The sequence below is a fragment of the Pseudomonas frederiksbergensis genome, assembly GCF_001952935.1.
Classification (GTDB): domain Bacteria; phylum Pseudomonadota; class Gammaproteobacteria; order Pseudomonadales; family Pseudomonadaceae; genus Aquipseudomonas; species Aquipseudomonas frederiksbergensis.
The window spans coordinates 457638-474944 of sequence record NZ_CP018319.1; the positions used below are offsets into that span (position 1 = coordinate 457638).

19 protein-coding genes are annotated in these 17307 nt (G+C 59.9%); 8 read left to right on the forward strand and 11 right to left on the reverse strand.

Annotated features, from left to right (window positions below):
* Nucleotides 1–10 precede the first annotated feature (10 nt).
* The gene (locus PFAS1_RS02330) at nucleotides 11–481 is read left to right on the forward strand and encodes a DUF1810 domain-containing protein (RefSeq protein WP_074878523.1); all 471 of its coding nucleotides are present in this window, start codon (nucleotides 11–13) and stop codon (nucleotides 479–481) included.
* On the opposite strand, the gene PFAS1_RS02335 is transcribed toward PFAS1_RS02330, so the two are convergent.
* Nucleotides 446–2806: a DNA polymerase II gene (locus tag PFAS1_RS02335; protein WP_198044964.1), complete on the reverse strand. Its 2361-nt coding sequence runs from the start codon at nucleotides 2804–2806 to the stop codon at nucleotides 446–448. The two genes, PFAS1_RS02330 and PFAS1_RS02335, sit on opposite strands and share 36 nt — an antisense overlap.
* 358 nt (nucleotides 2807–3164) lie before the next feature.
* On the opposite strand from PFAS1_RS02335, the gene PFAS1_RS02340 reads away from it, so the two are divergent.
* A complete protein-coding gene (locus PFAS1_RS02340; protein ID WP_074878529.1) occupies nucleotides 3165–3605 on the forward strand; it encodes a CBS domain-containing protein in 441 nt (146 codons plus the stop codon).
* 1 nt (nucleotide 3606) lies between these two features.
* Here the strand turns inward: PFAS1_RS02340 and PFAS1_RS02345 are convergent, their stop codons facing one another.
* Nucleotides 3607–4230 (reverse strand): glutathione S-transferase, encoded by a 624-nt coding sequence (locus tag PFAS1_RS02345; protein ID WP_076028054.1) that lies wholly within the window; start codon nucleotides 4228–4230, stop codon nucleotides 3607–3609.
* A 297-nt stretch (nucleotides 4231–4527) separates the two neighbouring features.
* Between PFAS1_RS02345 and PFAS1_RS02350 the strand changes: the two genes are divergently transcribed.
* Nucleotides 4528–4812 carry a hypothetical protein gene (locus PFAS1_RS02350; RefSeq protein ID WP_076028055.1) on the forward strand — a complete coding sequence of 95 codons (285 nt, stop codon included), beginning with the start codon at nucleotides 4528–4530 and terminating at the stop codon, nucleotides 4810–4812.
* Nucleotides 4813–4893: 81 nt separating this feature from the next.
* Here PFAS1_RS02350 and PFAS1_RS02355 read toward each other — a convergent pair whose 3' ends face one another.
* Complete coding sequence (locus tag PFAS1_RS02355) at nucleotides 4894–5988, reverse strand: DUF1615 domain-containing protein (RefSeq protein WP_076028056.1); 1095 nt, start codon at nucleotides 5986–5988, stop codon at nucleotides 4894–4896.
* Between the two features lie 211 nt (nucleotides 5989–6199).
* Here PFAS1_RS02355 and PFAS1_RS02360 point away from each other — a divergent pair, with 211 nt between their 5' ends.
* Complete coding sequence (locus PFAS1_RS02360) at nucleotides 6200–7735, forward strand: FAD-dependent oxidoreductase (RefSeq protein WP_076028057.1); 1536 nt, start codon at nucleotides 6200–6202, stop codon at nucleotides 7733–7735.
* Nucleotides 7736–7778: 43 nt separating this feature from the next.
* Here the strand turns inward: PFAS1_RS02360 and hemB are convergent, their stop codons facing one another.
* The 3 genes from hemB to PFAS1_RS02375 all read right to left on the reverse strand — a co-directional run bounded on the left by hemB (nucleotide 7779) and on the right by PFAS1_RS02375 (nucleotide 10602).
* Complete coding sequence (gene hemB / locus PFAS1_RS02365; protein WP_046047616.1) at nucleotides 7779–8753, reverse strand: porphobilinogen synthase; 975 nt, start codon at nucleotides 8751–8753, stop codon at nucleotides 7779–7781.
* Between the two features lie 274 nt (nucleotides 8754–9027).
* A complete protein-coding gene (locus PFAS1_RS02370) occupies nucleotides 9028–9870 on the reverse strand; it encodes a PhzF family phenazine biosynthesis protein (protein WP_076028058.1) in 843 nt (280 codons plus the stop codon).
* An 18-nt stretch (nucleotides 9871–9888) separates the two neighbouring features.
* Complete coding sequence (locus PFAS1_RS02375; protein ID WP_076028059.1) at nucleotides 9889–10602, reverse strand: glutathione binding-like protein; 714 nt, start codon at nucleotides 10600–10602, stop codon at nucleotides 9889–9891.
* 370 nt (nucleotides 10603–10972) lie between these two features.
* Here PFAS1_RS02375 and PFAS1_RS02380 point away from each other — a divergent pair, with 370 nt between their 5' ends.
* Nucleotides 10973–11647, forward strand: a complete 675-nt coding sequence (locus PFAS1_RS02380; RefSeq protein WP_076028060.1) for a histidine phosphatase family protein — start codon at nucleotides 10973–10975, stop codon at nucleotides 11645–11647.
* 160 nt (nucleotides 11648–11807) lie between these two features.
* Here the strand turns inward: PFAS1_RS02380 and mnmH are convergent, their stop codons facing one another.
* Together mnmH and selD are read right to left on the reverse strand one after the other, a co-directional pair.
* A complete protein-coding gene (gene mnmH, locus PFAS1_RS02385) occupies nucleotides 11808–12911 on the reverse strand; it encodes a tRNA 2-selenouridine(34) synthase MnmH (protein ID WP_076028061.1) in 1104 nt (367 codons plus the stop codon).
* Nucleotides 12911–13945: a selenide, water dikinase SelD gene (gene selD, locus PFAS1_RS02390; protein ID WP_076028062.1), complete on the reverse strand. Its 1035-nt coding sequence runs from the start codon at nucleotides 13943–13945 to the stop codon at nucleotides 12911–12913. The genes mnmH and selD overlap by 1 nt, the downstream gene beginning before the upstream one ends.
* Before the next feature lie 343 nt (nucleotides 13946–14288).
* Between selD and PFAS1_RS02395 the strand changes: the two genes are divergently transcribed.
* From PFAS1_RS02395 to PFAS1_RS02405, 3 genes are all read left to right on the forward strand, one after another.
* The gene (locus PFAS1_RS02395; RefSeq protein ID WP_076028063.1) at nucleotides 14289–15245 is read left to right on the forward strand and encodes a nucleoside-specific channel-forming protein Tsx; all 957 of its coding nucleotides are present in this window, start codon (nucleotides 14289–14291) and stop codon (nucleotides 15243–15245) included.
* Between the two features lie 196 nt (nucleotides 15246–15441).
* Nucleotides 15442–15669, forward strand: coding sequence for a DUF6555 family protein (locus PFAS1_RS02400; RefSeq protein WP_074880815.1), 228 nt, complete (start codon nucleotides 15442–15444; stop codon nucleotides 15667–15669).
* 38 nt (nucleotides 15670–15707) lie between these two features.
* Nucleotides 15708–15986: a hypothetical protein gene (locus PFAS1_RS02405; RefSeq protein WP_074878551.1), complete on the forward strand. Its 279-nt coding sequence runs from the start codon at nucleotides 15708–15710 to the stop codon at nucleotides 15984–15986.
* A 26-nt stretch (nucleotides 15987–16012) separates the two neighbouring features.
* On the opposite strand, the gene PFAS1_RS02410 is transcribed toward PFAS1_RS02405, so the two are convergent.
* The 3 genes from PFAS1_RS02410 to PFAS1_RS02420 all read right to left on the reverse strand — a co-directional run bounded on the left by PFAS1_RS02410 (nucleotide 16013) and on the right by PFAS1_RS02420 (nucleotide 17191).
* Complete coding sequence (locus tag PFAS1_RS02410; protein WP_074878553.1) at nucleotides 16013–16177, reverse strand: metallothionein; 165 nt, start codon at nucleotides 16175–16177, stop codon at nucleotides 16013–16015.
* Between the two features lie 73 nt (nucleotides 16178–16250).
* Nucleotides 16251–16706 (reverse strand): DMT family transporter, encoded by a 456-nt coding sequence (locus PFAS1_RS02415; protein WP_074878555.1) that lies wholly within the window; start codon nucleotides 16704–16706, stop codon nucleotides 16251–16253.
* The gene (locus tag PFAS1_RS02420; protein WP_076028064.1) at nucleotides 16706–17191 is read right to left on the reverse strand and encodes a DMT family transporter; all 486 of its coding nucleotides are present in this window, start codon (nucleotides 17189–17191) and stop codon (nucleotides 16706–16708) included. The genes PFAS1_RS02415 and PFAS1_RS02420 overlap by 1 nt, the downstream gene beginning before the upstream one ends.
* Nucleotides 17192–17307: the final 116 nt, after the last annotated feature.

Here is a 17307-nt window from a genome sequence, read left to right on the forward strand (position 1 = left end):
GGGCTTCGGCATGAGAAGCACTGATCAGGACGATTCCTTTAATCTGCAACGCTTTATCCAGGCACAGGACCCGGTGTACAAACGGGTCCAGGCCGAGCTGAACGCCGGCCACAAGCGCAGTCACTGGATGTGGTTCATCTTTCCGCAATTCGCAGGGTTGGGCGGCAGCGAGATGTCCCGCCACTTTGCCATTCGTTCCAAAGAGGAAGCTGCGGCGTACCTCAATCATCCACTGCTGGGCTCACGGTTGCACACCTGCACGCAAATGGTGCTGAACATCGAAAAAAGCTCGGTCGCCAGCATATTCGGCCATCCCGACGATCTCAAGTTTCACTCTTCCATGACACTGTTCGCCCAGGTTGCCGGCGCCAACAGCGACTTTCATCAAGCACTGGACCAGTATTTCCACGGCATCCTGGATGACTGGACGTTGTTGCTGCTGGACTCAAAACAGGCCCAGTTGCCCACCAATCAACGTTGAAAAGTCGTCGTCCACGAAGGGCAGAATGGCGTCCGCCACCGGTTGCAGTTGGCGGGTGACATAGTGGTCGTAGTCGATGGGCGCGCTGCGGATTTCCAGCGGCTCGGGCCCGGCGACGGTGATCACGTAACTGATCCAGCCACCGTTCTGGTATTGCCGCGGACGGCCCTGCAGGTCGTTGTACTCATCGGCAATCCGCGCGGCACGCACGTGGGGCGGCACGTTGCGCTGATAGTCATCGAGGGTGCGGCGCAGGCGCTTGCGGTAGATCAGGCGATCGTCGAACTCCCCCGCCAAGGTCTTGCGCACGTAGTCGCGCACATACTCCTGATAGGGTTTGCGATTGAAGATGCGCAGGTACAGCTCCTGCTGGAATTGCCGGGCCAGCGGCGACCAGTCGGTGCGCACGGTTTCCAGGCCTTTGTAGACCATTTCGTCGGTGCCATCGGCGCGGGTCACAAGCCCGGCATAACGCTTCTTGCTGCCCTCCTCGGCGCCACGAATGGTCGGCATCAGAAAGCGCTTGTAGTGGGTTTCGAACTGCAACTCCAACGCACTTTCCAGACCGTATTGCTGCTGCACATGCTCGCGCCACCACTGGTTGACGTGATCCACCAGCGCGTGGCCGATCTGTGCGGCTTCTTGCTGACCGTGGGCACGACGCAGCCAGACGAAGGTCGAGTCGGTGTCGCCGTAAATCACCGTGTGGCCCTGGGCTTCGATCAGCTGTCGCGTACGCAGCATGATTTCGTGACCGCGCAGCGTGATGGACGAGGCGAGGCGTGTGTCGAAGAAGCGGCAACCGCTGGAACCGAGCACGCCGTAAAAGGCGTTCATGATGATTTTCAGGGCCTGGGACAGGGGCGCGTTATGTTCGCGCTTGGCGGTTTCACGCCCTTCGGCGACCCGGGCGACGATGGCGGGCAGGCAATGCCGGGTTCTGGAAAAACGCGCACCGCGAAAGCCTGGCACCGACTCGCTGTCATCCGGATGTTTGAGCCCCTCGATCAAGCCCACCGGGTCGATGAGAAAGGTACGGATGATCGACGGATAGAGGCTTTTGTAGTCGAGCACCAGCACCGATTCGTACAGGCCCGGTTGCGAGTCCATGACAAACCCGCCGGGGCTGGCTTGCGCAGGTTTGTTCCCAAGGTTCGGCGCGACGAAACCCTGGCGGTGCATCAGCGGCATGTACAGGTGCGTGAACGCAGCCACCGAGCCGCCGCTGCGATCCGCCGGCAAACCGGTGACGCTGGCCCGTTCCAGCAGAAAGGTCAGCAGCTCGGTCTTGGCGAAAATCCGCGTTACCAGCTCGCAGTCTTTGAGGTTGTACTTGGCCAGGGCCGGTTTGTTCTCGGCGAACATGCGGTTGATTTCGTCCATGCGCTGGTACGGGTTGTCGATCGACTTGCCCTCGCCAAGCAGGGTTTGCGCGACGTTTTCCAGACTGAACGAGGGGAAACTCCAGGTCGCCGAACGCAGGGATTCGATGCCGTCGATGATCAGCCGGCCCGCGGCCGAGGCGAAGTAATGGGTGCGGCTACCGTGTTCGCGCCACTGCATTTCTTCGCCGCCACGCCCCAGTTTCAGCGGCACCGCCAGGCGCCGGGCGTGTTCGTGGAGCACGCGCAGGTCGAACTGCACGACGTTCCAGCCGATGATCGCGTCGGGATCATGGCGGGCGAACCATTCGTTGAGCTTTTTCAGCAGCAGGGTTCGGGAATCGCAGTATTCGAGCTGGAAATCCACCTCGCTGTCGTCGCCATTGGGCGGACCGAGCATGTAGACCTGGCGCTCGCCGCAGCCTTCCAGGGCAATGGAGTACAGCTCACCCTGAGCGGTGGTTTCGATGTCCAGGGAGACCAGCCTGAGGCTAGGGCGATAGTCGGGGTCGGGTTTCATCTGGGCATCGAGCAGCAGGCCCTCGGCGTTCGGCGTGCCACTGAACCGGGCCGGCGCGGTGATGAAACGCTCCATCATGTAGCGTTCCGGCGGGCGCACATCGGCTTCGAACACGTCGACGCCGGCCTTGCGCAGTGCGGTTTCAAGACGCATCAGTTGACCGTGCTGCTGGCAGTACAGACCGAGTACCGGGCGGTGTTCGAAATCCAGTAACGCCAACGGCCGCAGCTCGACGTTCTTTTCGCCGCGCAGCAGCGTTTCGGCCTGCTCGCGCTGGGCAGCGGGGATGAACGCCACCGAGGGTTGATGAGGCAGGCGGATCCGCTGGGGACCGGTGTCGGTCGCCAGCCAGAACTCGACTTCCGTACCGGCCGGGGTATCGCGCCAATGCCGGGTCAGGACGAAGCCCCGCTGTAAATCCACCACTGCAACCTCTAGATTTGATTCAAGGCGCAATTCTACGCGTCATCGAAGGCGATAGCCCTCTCTGCGAGGTGGATGCAATCCCTGTGGGAGCGGCGGTGCGGCGATCCGACTTGCTCGCGAAAGCGGTGTATCAGTCGACACCTGTATTGGCTGACCCGCGGTCTTCGCGAGCAGGCTCACTCCCACATGGATCGAGTCAGCCCATGGATCAATGAATAACAGTGGAAAACTTCAGGTTTACCGAATAAAAACCTCTGAATGGCGTTTTTTGAGCGTTATCTGCCGCTTTCTGCCTTGCCCTCAGCGCCGGTGTCTACGATTCTTCAAGGACAACGACAACACCTGAGAAACTGCCATGAAAACCGTCGCCCAACTGCTGAAGTTAAAGGCTGAACAGAATCATGAGGTCCACACCATTGCACCGCATCAAATGGTGCTGGAAGCCCTGATGGTCATGGCCGCCAAAAACGTCGGCGCCTTGCCGGTCCTGAGAAATGGCGAGGTCGTCGGCATCATCAGCGAGCGTGACTATGCGCGCAAACTCGTGCTCAAGGGCCGCTCCTCCGTCGGTACACCGGTCGAAGACATCATGGTGTCGCCGGTGATCACCGTGGACACCCGTCAAACCGTCGAAACCTGCATGGGCATCATGTCCGACAAACGCCTGCGCCACTTGCCGGTGGTGGAAAACGGCCAGTTGATCGGTTTGCTGTCGATTGGCGACCTGGTCAAGGAAGCCATCGCCGAACAGGCTGAATTGATTCGCCAGCTGGAGCAGTACATCCGCGGCGAATAGATCAATCCGGCCAATGCCGCGCAAAGACCGGTGCCAATGTCGGGTGCCGGTCAATGCGCGTAAGCCACGCGAAAAATCCGGGCCTTGCACTGCGTAAATACTCGCGACTGCCCGCCCATCTTGAAACCACCGCCGCCAGCACATCCAGTGCCCCCGGCGTCTCGTCGCCCAGATACAAATCGCCCGAGAACTGATCGGCAAACACCTCCCAACTCCGGTGCAGTCGCGCGCGGGCGCCGGCCATGAGGTTTTGCCTGGACGATTCATCCGTCTCGGCCAGCCAGCGCTCGGGGTAGTCGATGATGCCAATCGCCGAATAGCAATTGCTGACGATGTACACCAGGCCGCGAATGGCCTGATCCCGCTCGGCGGCGTTTTTCGGCAACAGGTTTGATTGCGGGAACGTGAGACCCAGGTGAATCAGAATCGCCGCGCTCTCGGTGAGAACGCTGCCATCGGGCAATTGCAGGGTCGGGACCTGCTTGAGCGGATTGAGCTTCTCCAGCGCGTGGGTCGCCTCGGGAGAGGTTTCAACGTCGATGAAGCGGTAAGGAATTTCGCACAGCTCCAGTGCCGCTTCTATCGCGGCAGCGCCGGAGTTCTGGTGTCCGTATAGCTGGTACATATCGCGCGCTCCTGGCGAAACGAAAATAGAGTCAGCAGACGAGCGAATACTCGTCATCGGCCAGTCTAGCCGGTGAACAACGGGGCGGTGGCGCCATGCTCGCCTATGAGCATGGCGTCGAACGCTGGTCACGATGGCGGCCGAGGTGGGGAACTGGAACATCACGCTCATGTGGGGTGAGTCGTCCTTCCTATCATTGCCGTCGATGTTCACCATCACGGCAATGAAGTTCTCATAAAAAATCCGCGGCGTAACATCAGCCTCACACCAAACAACTACACCCCGGAGCACACCATCATGAAACGCCAAACTATCCTCAGCATTGCTTTCTCGGTTTTCGCAGTTAACGCTTTCGCCGCTACCTCTGTTCACCCGGTTGTCGCTGAAGGCGGCTCGGATCGTCTGATTGAAAGTCGTGTGGCCGAAGGTGGCTCCGATCGTCTGATCGAAAGCCGCGTCGCTGAAGGTGGCTCCGATCGTCTGATCGAGAATCGCGTCGCTGAAGGTGGCTCCGATCGTTTGATCGAGAATCGCGTCGCTGAAGGTGGTTCGGATCGTCTGATCGAAAGCCGCGCGGTATAAATGAATGGTTTTTACCGCGGTACTCAATAAAAAACCCGGCCTTATCAGCCGGGTTTTTTTACGTCTGTTTTTAGCGCTCGGTCACTTGCCGGCCCGCGCCATGCAACGCTGATAACGCTCATCGACCCGTTTGGCAAACCACGCGGTGGTGAGTTTTCGGGTGATTTTCGGGCTTTGCAGCACAATCCCCGGCAACACCGCACGCGGTAATGGCCGACCTTCCGCCTGTTCGGCCAGGGCAAAAACCCGTGCATAGAGCTGGGTGTTCTCGAATTCGAAGTTTTTGCCCTCCTCCAATTGGTCCCTAATGGTCGGATTGCGCATGCCCAGTTGCTTGCCGAGGGTGCGCACCGCCAATTCCGTGGTGCCAGGCATGATCGAATCGTAGCGGACCAGGTCACCATCCAGCGCCAGCGGTATGCCCGACGCGCGACTCACCGCGTTCTGAAACGCGGCATTGCGACTGGCGTACCAACCGGCATTGAAATCGGCGAAGCGATACAACGGTTGTTTGTAGCTCACCGGATAACCGAGCAAGTGGGCTATACCGAAGTACAGGCCGCCGCGACGACTGAATACTTCACGACGGATCGAGCCGTTCACCGGGTACGGATAGGCCTTCGCCTGTTGCTCGGCGAAATCGATGCTGACCTGCATCGGCCCACCGGTGTGCACCGGGTTGAACCCACCGAACAGCGTCCGGCCCATGGGCACCATGCCGATGAAGTCATCGAAAATCGCGCTGAGCTCTTTTTCACTGCGCGCCGCATTGAGTCGATCGCTGTAGCTTTTGCCATTGGATGAACTCACCTGCAGCGCACCGCTCACCAGCAAGCCGGGAATGTGGGCTTTGTCGGCACGGCGGTCGATCTCCGCGCGGGCGATTTTGCCCAGGCCCGGTACCGGCGGATCCACCTGGAAAGTCGATTCCTGCTCGGTGACCGCCAGGACCGAGCACAGGTTTTGGGTGGATGGATAAATGTTCTGGGCAGCAAATGCTACGTAAATATCGGTAGCCCAGCCCTGGCGATCGGTGGTTTTGGCCGGCAGCAGGCGCACGATCTCGGCCTTGACCTCGGCAGGCTTGCGCGCCGGGAGCTCTTGCGTGCGCTGAGTACCGCAACCCGCCAGCACCAGCAGCGCGGCGACGCTCATCATCAATCGATTGGCTTGCATGTTGCTCCATCAAATCCGTTGAGGCCGGTTAACCATACGATCAATGGCATGGCGCAGGCTATGACTCTCGTCGCCGCGCCGTGTTCCGTAGAGACCGAGCCTGCGAGGCTGCTTTCAGCTGGGTCTGCGTGCCTTTCTCCGTTTGGCAGACAACCCGCCCGTCCGTCGCGGCTGAACCATACTTGAGCCACACACCGAGGAGGACAGGCTCATGAACCGTAGCGACGTACTGATCATCGGCGCCGGCCCGACCGGACTGGTGTTGGCGCTGTGGCTGAGCAAGCTTGGCGTGCAAGTGCGCATCATCGACAAGACCTCGGCCCCCGGAACCACGTCGCGTGCGCTGGCCGTCCAGGCGCGGACGCTGGAGCTGTATCGCCAGCTCGACCTCAGCAATGCCGTGGTGCAGAACGGTCATCGAGTGGCCGCCGCCAATTTCTGGGTCAAGGGCGAACCCGTCGCGCGCTTGCCACTGAGCCGCATCGGCGAAGGCCTGACGCCCTATGCGTTCCTCGAAATCTTTCCTCAGGACGAACACGAACGGCTGCTGATAGAGCGCCTCGAAGCCTTTGGCGTCCAGGTTGAACGCAACACTGAGCTTGAGAATTTCGTGGAAACCGGTGACGGCATCACCGCCTTTTTGCGCTTGGCCGATGGTCAGGAGCAAACCTGCCAGGCCTGCTATCTGGCGGGTTGTGACGGTGCCCGGTCGATCGTGCGCAAGACCCTGGACACCGGTTTCCCTGGCGGCACCTACCAACAGGTTTTCTACGTCGCCGACGTGCAAGCCAGCGGGCCGACGTTCAACGGCGAACTGCACGTGGATCTCGATGAAGCGGATTTTCTCGCAGTGTTTCCCTTGGCCGGTGAAGGCCGCGCTCGTCTGATCGGCACCGTACGCGACGAACGCGCCGACCAGGTCGACACCCTGCAATTTGAAGACGTCAGCAGCCGGGCCATCGAGCATATGAAAGTGAAGATCGAGCAACTGAACTGGTTCTCGACCTACCGCGTGCATCATCGGGTGGCGGATCACTTTCAAACCGGGCGCGCGTTTCTATTGGGTGACGCCGCCCACGTCCACAGCCCCGCCGGGGGCCAGGGCATGAACACCGGCATTGGCGATGCCATCAACCTCGCCTGGAAACTCGCGGCGGTGTTGAGCGGCGGCGCTGAGGCCAAACTCCTCGACACTTACGAAACCGAGCGCATCGCGTTTGCCCGCAAACTGGTCGCCACCACCGATCGGGTGTTCAGCTTTGTCACGGCCGAAGGGCGCATCGCGGATTTACTGCGCACGCGCCTGACGCCGTTGTTGATTCCGAAAATGGCATCGTTTGAGGCGTCCCGCGAGTTCCTGTTTCGCACGGTGTCGCAGATCACCCTGAATTATCGCGGGATGCCGTTGAGCGCGGGCGTTGCCGGCCATGTTCACGGTGGCGACCGCCTGCCGTGGGCTCACGACGGTGAGGGGGACAATTTCGAATCGCTGAAGTGTCTGACCTGGCAGGTGCATGTGTATGGCGACACCAGCGACGAAATGATCGCCTGGTGCCACGAACATCATTTGCCGTTGCATGTGTTTGACTGGCGGCCGGCGTTTGAAGCGGCGGGGCTGGGGCGTAACGGGTTTTACCTGTTGCGGCCGGACACGTATGTGGCGATTGCCGACAATTCTGCCGATCCCAAGGTGATCGAGCGGTACTTGCGGGATCACGGGATCAGGCCGTTTTTTGGCGTCCGCTGATGATCGTTCCCACGCTCTGCGTGGGAACGATCACGTCAAGATCTCAGATCCCGGCCAGCGCCAGGTCCATCGCGAAGTAAGTGAAGATCAGATCCGCCCCGGCCCGCTTGATCGCGCCAAGGCTCTCACGCACCACGCGATCTTCATCGATCGCCCCGGCCTGGGCGGCGAATTTGATCATCGCGTACTCGCCGCTCACCTGATACGCCGACAGCGGCAAGCGCGAGGCTTCACGGATGTCGCGGATGATGTCCAGGTACGCCCCGGCCGGTTTGACCATCAGTGCGTCGGCGCCCTCCTGCTCGTCCATCAGGGATTCGCGCACGGCTTCGCGGCGGTTCATCGGGTTCATCTGGTAGCTTTTGCGATCGCCCTTGAGCGCGCTGCCGCCGGCTTCACGGAACGGACCGTAGAGTGCCGAGGCAAACTTGGTCGAATAGGCCATGATCGCGGTCTGGTTGAAACCCGCTTCATCGAGTGCCCGGCGAATGGCCTGAACCTGCCCGTCCATCGCGGCCGACGGGGCGATCACATCGGCGCCGGCACGGGCGGCAGCCACCGCTTGTTTGCCGAGATTGATCAGGGTCTGGTCGTTGTCGACTTCATGGTTGTGCAACACGCCGCAATGGCCGTGGTCGGTGTACTCACAGAAGCAGGTGTCGGACATCACAATCATGTCCGGCACCGCATCCTTGGCGATGCGCGACATGCGCGACACCAGACCGTTATCGCTCCAGGTGTCGCTACCGTTGCCGTCCAAATGGTGCGACACGCCGAACGTCATCACCGACTTGATCCCGGCGCGGGCATATCGCTCGATCTCACCTGCCAGTTTCGACTCCGGGATACGCATCACGCCGGGCATGCTTTTGATCGGGACGAAGTCATCGATCTCTTCTTCGACGAAAATCGGCAGCACCAGATCGTTCAAGCTGAACTCGGTTTCCTGGAACAGGCTGCGCAGGCTCGCATTGCGGCGCAGGCGGCGTGGACGTGCTTCGGGGAACTGACTGGACATGTTGATTTCCTGAAAAACGGAGGACGAGACGAAAGTCGTAGGGGGCGAAGCTTATGCCCTGGACCTTGCAGGGCACAAACCTCAGGTGAGGAAAAACCCTTACCGGTTCGGCAATAATCACCGCTCCCCATCAGATGATCGTTCCCACGCTCTGCGTGGGAATGCAGCCAGGGACGCTCTGCGTCCCAAAAGCGTGACGCGGAGCGTCACAAGAGGCATTCCCACGCGGAGCGTGGGAACGATCAGCGCAGGCTCGGCATCTGCCACATGTCGCTTACAGTGTCAGCGTTCCACTGATGCAGGTCACCACCGCGCCGCCGATCCAGATCTCGTCGCCCACTTGCTCGACCTGAATGCGTCCGGCGCGGCCCATGGTCAGGCCCTGGCTGACCACATAGGACGCCGGCGCCAGTCCTGCGCTGAGCAGCCATTGGGCAATTCCGGCGTTCAGGCTGCCGGTGGCGGGGTCTTCCGGCATGCCGTCGCCGGAGATGAACGCCCGCACTTCGAACTGTGCGTCATCACCATCACGCTCGGGATGCCAGGGCGCGATGACACCGACGGCCAGGCCAAGCATTTGCGAATGATCCGGTTGCAGGTCCAGCACCTGCTGGCGATCCTCGACCATCACGGCCAGCCACCCCGCACCGTTGTCGACCCACTGAGTGCGCACGATCGCCCCCGATTCCAGGCCGAGCCCCCGCCGCACCCGTTCCATCACATCGGCTTCAACCTGCCCGGTTTTGAGCAATGGCGGTGCGAGAAAGGCCAGCTCTGCCCCTTGTCGACGAACCCGCACCAGCCCCACGCCGCATTCCTGAATGATCTCTTCGCCCTTGGGCACGCCACCGGCTTCCAGCCACGCATGGCAGGTGCCCAGTGTCGGATGACCGGCGAATGGCAATTCGCTCAGGGTGGTGAAGATCCGCACGCGATAGTCGGCGCGAGGATCGCGCGGTTCGAGTATGAATGTGGTTTCGCTGAGGTTGGTCCAGCTGGCGAATGCCGCCATGCGCTCATCGCTGAGCTCATCGGCGTCGAACACCACCGCCAATGGATTGCCCTTGAGCGCCACACGGCTGAAGACATCTACTTGCTTGAAATCGAATGAGTGCATGGCCTTCCTTGGTATTGATCAAATCGAAGCGTTCGGCTTGGGGATTTCCAGCCCGCGCATCACCGCCGGCCGCGCCAGAAAGCGCTCCAGCACCCGCGTGACGTTGGTGAAGTCGTTTATGCCCACCAGCTCGCCAGCCTCATAGAAGCCGATCAGGTTTCGCACCCAGGGGAAGGTTGCGATGTCGGCGATGGTGTAGCGCTCGCCCATGATCCAGTTGCGCCCTTCCAGGCGGTTATCGAGGACATTGAGCAGGCGTCTGCTTTCATCGACGTAGCGGTCACGGGGACGTTTGTCCTCGTAGTCCTTGCCGGCGAATCTGTTGAAAAAACCGAGCTGGCCGAACATTGGCCCGATGCCGCCCATCTGAAACATCAGCCACGCAATGGTCTCGTAGCGAGCCGCCGATTCCTGGGCCAGCAGTTGCCCGCTCTTGTCGGCCAGGTAAATCAGAATCGCCCCGGACTCGAACAGTGCCAGGGGTTGGTCCCCCGGGCCGTGGGGGTCGAGGATCGCCGGAATCTTGTTGTTGGGGTTCAGCGAAAGAAATTCGGGGGACATCTGGTCATGGGTTTCGAAGCCCACCCGATGCGGTTCGTAGGGCAGTCCGATCTCTTCGAGCATGATCGACACCTTGACGCCGTTGGGTGTCGGCAAGGAGTAAAGCTGGATCCACTCGGGGTATTGAGCCGGCCATTTTTGGGTAATCGGGAACGCGGACAGATCGGTCATGGGAAGCATCCACACGGAAAAAGTCGACGCTGATCATAATGGAGGGCTGGCGAAGGCCGCGAATTTTTGGCGTTATCAATATTGCTGATGAGCAAGATCAGAAGATCGCAGCCTGTAAATGGGGCCAACACCTGTACTGTGTCCATAAATCCGCAACATCCTGTCGATAACCTCTGCTCTAACCCATCTCAGGTTGCCGCTACAGTGCTGCGCACTCGCTCGGATCGAACCAAATGGGCTTCAGAGGACTCTGAGCATTGCCCTTTCGGAAACGGACCGGCCCAACGACATGGAAAACACCCGATGCACGGAGCTGGCGGTGTAAAGGTTTGTCAGCCTTAACTGAATGCGCTGAAGATCACCTATTCAAATGATGAACCTTTTCAAATTAGCCCAACGCTTCAAACATCGCGCGTATGTCCTCCTGCCTTCCCTGTTGGCGGTCAGCGCGCTGTTCCTGTCCCTTGAATCCAGCGAAAGCCGCGCCCAACCGGCGGACGGTACCCAGACGCTGGTGTTCCTGCGCCATGCGGAAAAACCCGCCGGCGGCCTCGGCCAGCTCAACTGCCAGGGCCTGAACCGTGCCATCGACCTGGCCACCTTGCTGCCGGAAAAATTCGGCAAGGCCAACTACGTGTTTGCCGCCAACCCGACGCGCAATGTCGAAGAAGGCGAACTGGACAATTCCTACAGTTACATCCGCCCCCTGATGACCATCAGCCCCAGCGCGATCAAGCTCGGGTTGCCGGTGAACATCAATTTCTCGGCCAACGACACCAGCGACCTGGCCGATGAACTGCTCGACGACAAATATCACAACTCGGTCATCTACACCGCCTGGTCCTCCGGCTACCTGCCGGAGCTGATCAACAGGGTTGCTGGAGAAGCCGTTGGCAAGAAACAGAACATTACCGATGACTGGGAATCCAGCGACTACGACTCGCTGTACGTGCTCACCCTGACCTGGCACAACGGCAAGGCCAGTGTGCAGAGCCATGCCTACAAGCAAGGTCTGGATAATGGGCAGGAGACTTGTCCGACATAAGCTCCGAGGGATTTGGTGCCTGCCAGGGCCTCATCGCGAGCAGGCTCACTCCCACACTGAATCTCGGTGATACACAAAATCTGAGTTCACTAAAAAACTAATGTGGGAGCGAGCCTGCTCCGGGCGGCGTTCCGACAATGGGGCCGGCAAATCCAACAGATTACTTCTGATTGATGCGCCGCTCGCGCAGGTATTCAAGCACCGCAGCCCGCTCCCCGGCGAATTCAATGCGCCCCCCTTTCTTCTCCCGCTGAAACGCATACATCGGGTCGTAATACTCGCGAAGCAACCCTTCGATCCAGCCCCGGTGCAAGTCCACGGCCCCGCTGCTCGCCTGCTCCGCCAGCGCGTCTTCCATCAACATCAACAGCCGCCGATGGCGCTCACCGCCCAGACGTTTCTGCACATTGTTCAGGCTCTCCAGCAAGCGCTCGGAAAACAGCGCGAAGCCTTCATCGCCATGCACGCCGATGAACTCGGCACACAAGTCCACCACGTAATCGCGCAGGATCCGTTCGACCCGCCCTTCCAGGCTATCTTCCAGCCAGACCAACGGAAACTGCTGCATGCCCTGAAACAGCGGCAGCGGTAGCGCACAACTGCCGATCGCGCGGCTCTCGTCTTCCAGCACAAACTGCTCGATGCCCTGGGCGCGCTTCTTCAGCACGTCCACCGCCAGGCAGTTCTCAAAATCGATGTTGGAGGGCTGGCCGGTGGCGCGTTTACCGAAACTGGAGCCGCGATGATGGGCATGACCCTCAAGGTCCAGGCCGTTGCTCAACTGCGTGAGCACTTCGGTTTTGCCGGTGCCGGTCATGCCGCCCAGCAAGACGAAATCACACTGGGCAACCGCCTGATCGAGCGTGTCGAGCAAGAAAGTGCGCATGGCCTTGTAGCCGCCACCCACTCGCGGATAGTCGATGCCCGCCTCGTCCTTGAGCCATTGCTGGACGATCTGCGAACGCAAACCACCGCGAAAACAATACAAATACCCATCAGGATGAGCCCGGGCAAAATCGGCCCAGGCCTGGACGCGCTCGGCTTTTATCTCGCCGGACACCAACTGGTGACCCAGCGTAATGGCCGCTTGCTGGCCGTGTTGCTTGTAACAAGTGCCGACCCGTTGCCGCTCATGGTCATTCATCAGCGGCAGGTTGATCACGCCGGGGAACGAGCCTTTGAGAAATTCGACCGGCGCACGGGCATCCATCATCGGTCGGTCGTTGAGGAAAATGTCGCGGTAATCGGTGAATTCGATGGACATCAAAACACCTCGACCGCGTTTGTCTGTCGCTCGATCAGTTCACCGATCGGCTCGAGGGTCAGGCCCAGCTCGGTAGCCACTTTGAGGAAGTGTTCGTTGCCTTCGGGGGTGACCGCAACCAGCAGGCCACCGCTGGTCTGCGGATCGCAGAGCACGCGCTTGTGCATTTCCTGAAGACGCCCCAGCTTGCTGGCGTAGCTGTCAAAGTTGCGCAGCGTCCCGCCCGGCACGCAGCCTTGGTCGAGGTAATACTCGACACCCGGCAGACGCGGCACACGGTCGTACTCGATGCGCGCGGTCACGTTGCTGCCATCGGCCATTTCCACCAAATGCCCCAGCAGGCCGAAACCGGTGACATCGGTCATCGCGGTGACGCCTTCGAGTTTGCCGAAACGGCTGCCGGGTTTGTTCAGGGTGCACATCCAGTCGCGGGCCAGGCCGATGTCGGCAGGGCGCAACTTGCCCTTCTTCTCGGCGGTGGTGAGGATGCCGATGCCCAGCGGTTTGGTGAGGTAAAGCAGGCAACCGGCGGTAGCAGTGTCGTTGCGCTTCATGTGGCGCTTTTCCACCAGACCGGTCACGGCGAGGCCGAAGATCGGCTCTGGCGCGTCGATGGAATGCCCACCGGCCAACGGAATGCCGGCTTCATCGCAAACCGAACGCCCGCCGCGAATCACTTCCCGGGCAATCTCCGGGGCCAGCACGTTGACTGGCCAGCCGAGGATCGCAATCGCCATCAACGGGTCGCCGCCCATGGCGTAGATGTCGCTGATGGCGTTGGTGGCGGCAATGCGGCCGAAGTCGAACGGGTCGTCGACGATCGGCATGAAAAAGTCGGTGGTCGAGACCACGCCGCGTTCTTCATCAATGGCGTATACCGCCGCGTCATCGCGCGAGGCGTTGCCGACCCAGAGTTTCGGGTCAAGGTTCTGCGCCCCGCTACCGGCCAGGATCACTTCCAGCACCTGGGGAGAAATCTTGCAGCCACATCCAGCACCATGGCTGTATTGGGTCAGACGAATCGGTTCGCTCATGGGGGAGGCACATCTCGTGAAGTCAGTGCCGAGGAGTTTACATCAACCCCTATTTCGCAGGCGCGATCGTTCCCACGCTCCCGCGTGGGAATGCCTCAACGGACGTTCCACGTTCGGCTTGGGACGCAGAGCGTCCCGGGCTGCAGGCTCATGCAGAACGTGGGAAACGATCATCTGACCGAAAGGACAGTTAAACCAGCAATTTCCTAGCCTTTTCCGTGCCTTGAGCAAAATTGGTATGCGTTGTGCAAACGTTTGCGAGTCGCTGATACAAGCGTTTTCGCGACATAACTGCGCAAGCCCGCGGAACCGGGCGTTCGATCCGCACAAAAAGGGACTTTTAATGCACCACACCACCAGCCGCGTGACTTGCACGCGCACTTTGGCTGTTTCCTTGCTGCTGGCCAGCGTTACAGGATTACTCAGCAGCACCGTATTGGCGCAACCCGCTCCCGCCGAAGAATCCGCCCAAGGCGAAAGCCTCAGCCCCGAAGCCAGCCCACCGAAAAAAGATGTGTACCTCTCGGACTGGTTCAATCAGGACCTGACCGTCATCGGCAGCAAAGACATCAGTTTCGGCCCGCAACCGGCCGACGATATCTACCTGGAATACGAGTACTTCGGGCGCAAGGGGCCGTTCGAGTTGTACGGCTATATCGACATTCCAAAGATCTTCGACATCGGCAACAGCCATGACAAAGGCGTGTGGGACCACGGTTCCCCGGTGTTCATGGAGCACGAACCGCGGATCTCGATCGATTACCTCGCCGGCCGCAGCCTGGCCGCCGGGCCATTCAAGGAATGGTACGTCGCCTTTGACTGGATCTACGACCACGGCAGTAACAGCGCCAACCGTGCCAATACGCTCTATAGCGGTTTGGGCACCGACATCGACACCCATTCGCGGGTCAACCTTTCGGCCAACTTCTATGGGCGCTACCAATGGGAAAACTACGGCGCCAGCAACGAATATTCATGGGACGGCTATCGCGCCCAACTCAAATACATCGTGCCGATCAGCAGCTTCAGCAACGGCGCATCACTGACCTACATCGGCTTCACCAATTTCGACTTCGGCTCGGACCTGCACAAGGACAACCCGGCTCGCACCGCCAACGCCACCGTCGCCACCAACGTCCTGCTGTACTCGTTCACCCACGTGCGTTTCACCCTGGTCGGCCGTTATTTCCACAACGGCGGCAATTGGGAGGATGGCAGCGAGTTGAATTTTGGCGACGGTAACTTCCGCGCCCGTTCAGATGGCTGGGGTTACTACGCCGGCGTCGGTTATCAGTTTTGAGACTTGTTTGAACATCGATTTCACTCAGCCCTGGAGGACGACAAGGGCCATGGGCAGCAATCATTGGGGGGTTTCAGAGATTGCAGGGTAACGAACCAGCAGTCTGTCGGCATTGGTGGTATCCGTCTGACAATCCGAGTGAATTTTCCGCCCCCCCAACGATCCTTGTATAACCACAGGGAGGAATATGGGCTTTATGAACAACGCAAAACTTTTCGTCATTGAATACACCCTTCATGGCGCGCCCAAGTCTTTCATCATCCGCCTGGACAAGATGGATAACGCGGAGGCTTGGCATTGGGCAAGTTGCGACGCGGGGATCGGACGAATCCCCCGCTTCGGCCGAGAGAAGGTGCAAAAAACCAGCAAGCCGATGGCAGAGAAGTTCGGCGTGGAAAACGTCAAGTGGCGGCCGGCGAATTAACGGATGGCGCAGCCTTGGACTTTTGGGAGGGATCGGGCATGACAACGACGCAACTTACCAGCAAGGCACACCTGGACTATGGCCTCGATACGCTGTTTGGCCGAATCACCAAAAGTGCCGAGTGTGAGGTCGGCCTTGAACAAGTCGAGCATGACCCGACCCGCTTCGCCCTCCGCGTCCAGTCACCTGTACCGCAAGATCTGGAACAGGCAAAAACGCTGGTGGTGAAGGTGGATGGGCGACGACTCAATGGAATCATCCGCCATACCGAACGGCTGGAAGATCAAAGCCTGAAGCTGGAAGTGGAGCCTGATTAGGCTCCACATTCTGTGCGTCATGGGTGTCAGCCCTTGGCGCACTTACAACCTTTGGTCGCGCATTCTTCGCCGTGTTCATGGTGTTTGGCGCAGGCCTCACAGCAATAGTGCTTGCCGTGTCGCGCGATCGGATGTTCGCCCAGTTTGCAGGAGCACTTGGGGCAGTCGCATTTACTTTCACTGTCGATCATGAGCCTGACTCCATTGGTGGTGGTCGTCCGGGTTTCGCACATGCGACCCGTATCACCAGTGTAGGAGCTTGCGTCACCCCTGCCGGGCACTGCTGCGATACATGAACAGCAATGCCAATGCCAGACACACCATCGCCAGTATCCGGCTGCTGGACAACTCGATCGCCGGGTTGCCCAGCCAGCCGAAGTTATCGATCAACATCCCCATCCCCAATTGCCCCACGATCACCGCCACCGTGGCGACCGCCGTGCCGACCCGCGGCACCGCGCCAACCATCACCAGCATGTACACCACCCCGAACAGTGCACCGCTGAGCTGCCATTTCGGCACGTCCAGCAAACTCACGGCATGGGCCGGCTCGAAAAACAGGATCAGCAGCCCGGTGGTCACTGCACCGACCACGAAGGTCAGCAAACTGCTACGCAACACGCCAACCGTTTCGCCCAATCGCCCATTGATCGCCGCCTGGACACTCAGCACCGCACCGGCCGCCACGACCACCGCCAACAAAATAATCAGATTCATCATCAACCCCGAGCGATCAGAACAAGTGCCGCGACAATCAGCAGCAAGGCCAGCCAACGTTCACCGTTGACCTTTTTGCGGGTAGCGCCGAACCAGCCGAAGTGGTCGATCAACACGCTTTTGCCGACCTGCCCGGAGAGGATCGCGATCATGGTCATGGCAATGCCGATGTGCGGCGTGGCCAAGGTCAGCACGATTACGTACATCGGCCCCAAAAAACCGCCGATCAACTGCCAGCGCGGCAGTTCATTCAAGGCGGGCCCCTGTTGCGGACCGCTGAACAGCAACAGCAAGAACAGAATCGCCGAGCCGACACCGAAGATGCTCAAGGTCGCCCACAAGTGCCCGACCTGAACCCCGAGCGGCCCGAGCAGTCCGGCCTCCACGGACAGGCCCATGCCGGCCAGGATCACCAGCGGGAGCAGCAACAGTCGCAGCACTGGTTGGGGCGCTGGCGTTTCAGCGATGTCGATTGAAGAAGATTGCATAGAGAAGCACCTGCCAGTCATCAGATAAAACACGGACCCATGTGGGAGCGGCGGTGCGGCGATCCGACTTGCTCGCGAATGCAGTGTGTCAGTCGATACAAATATTGGCTGGAAGA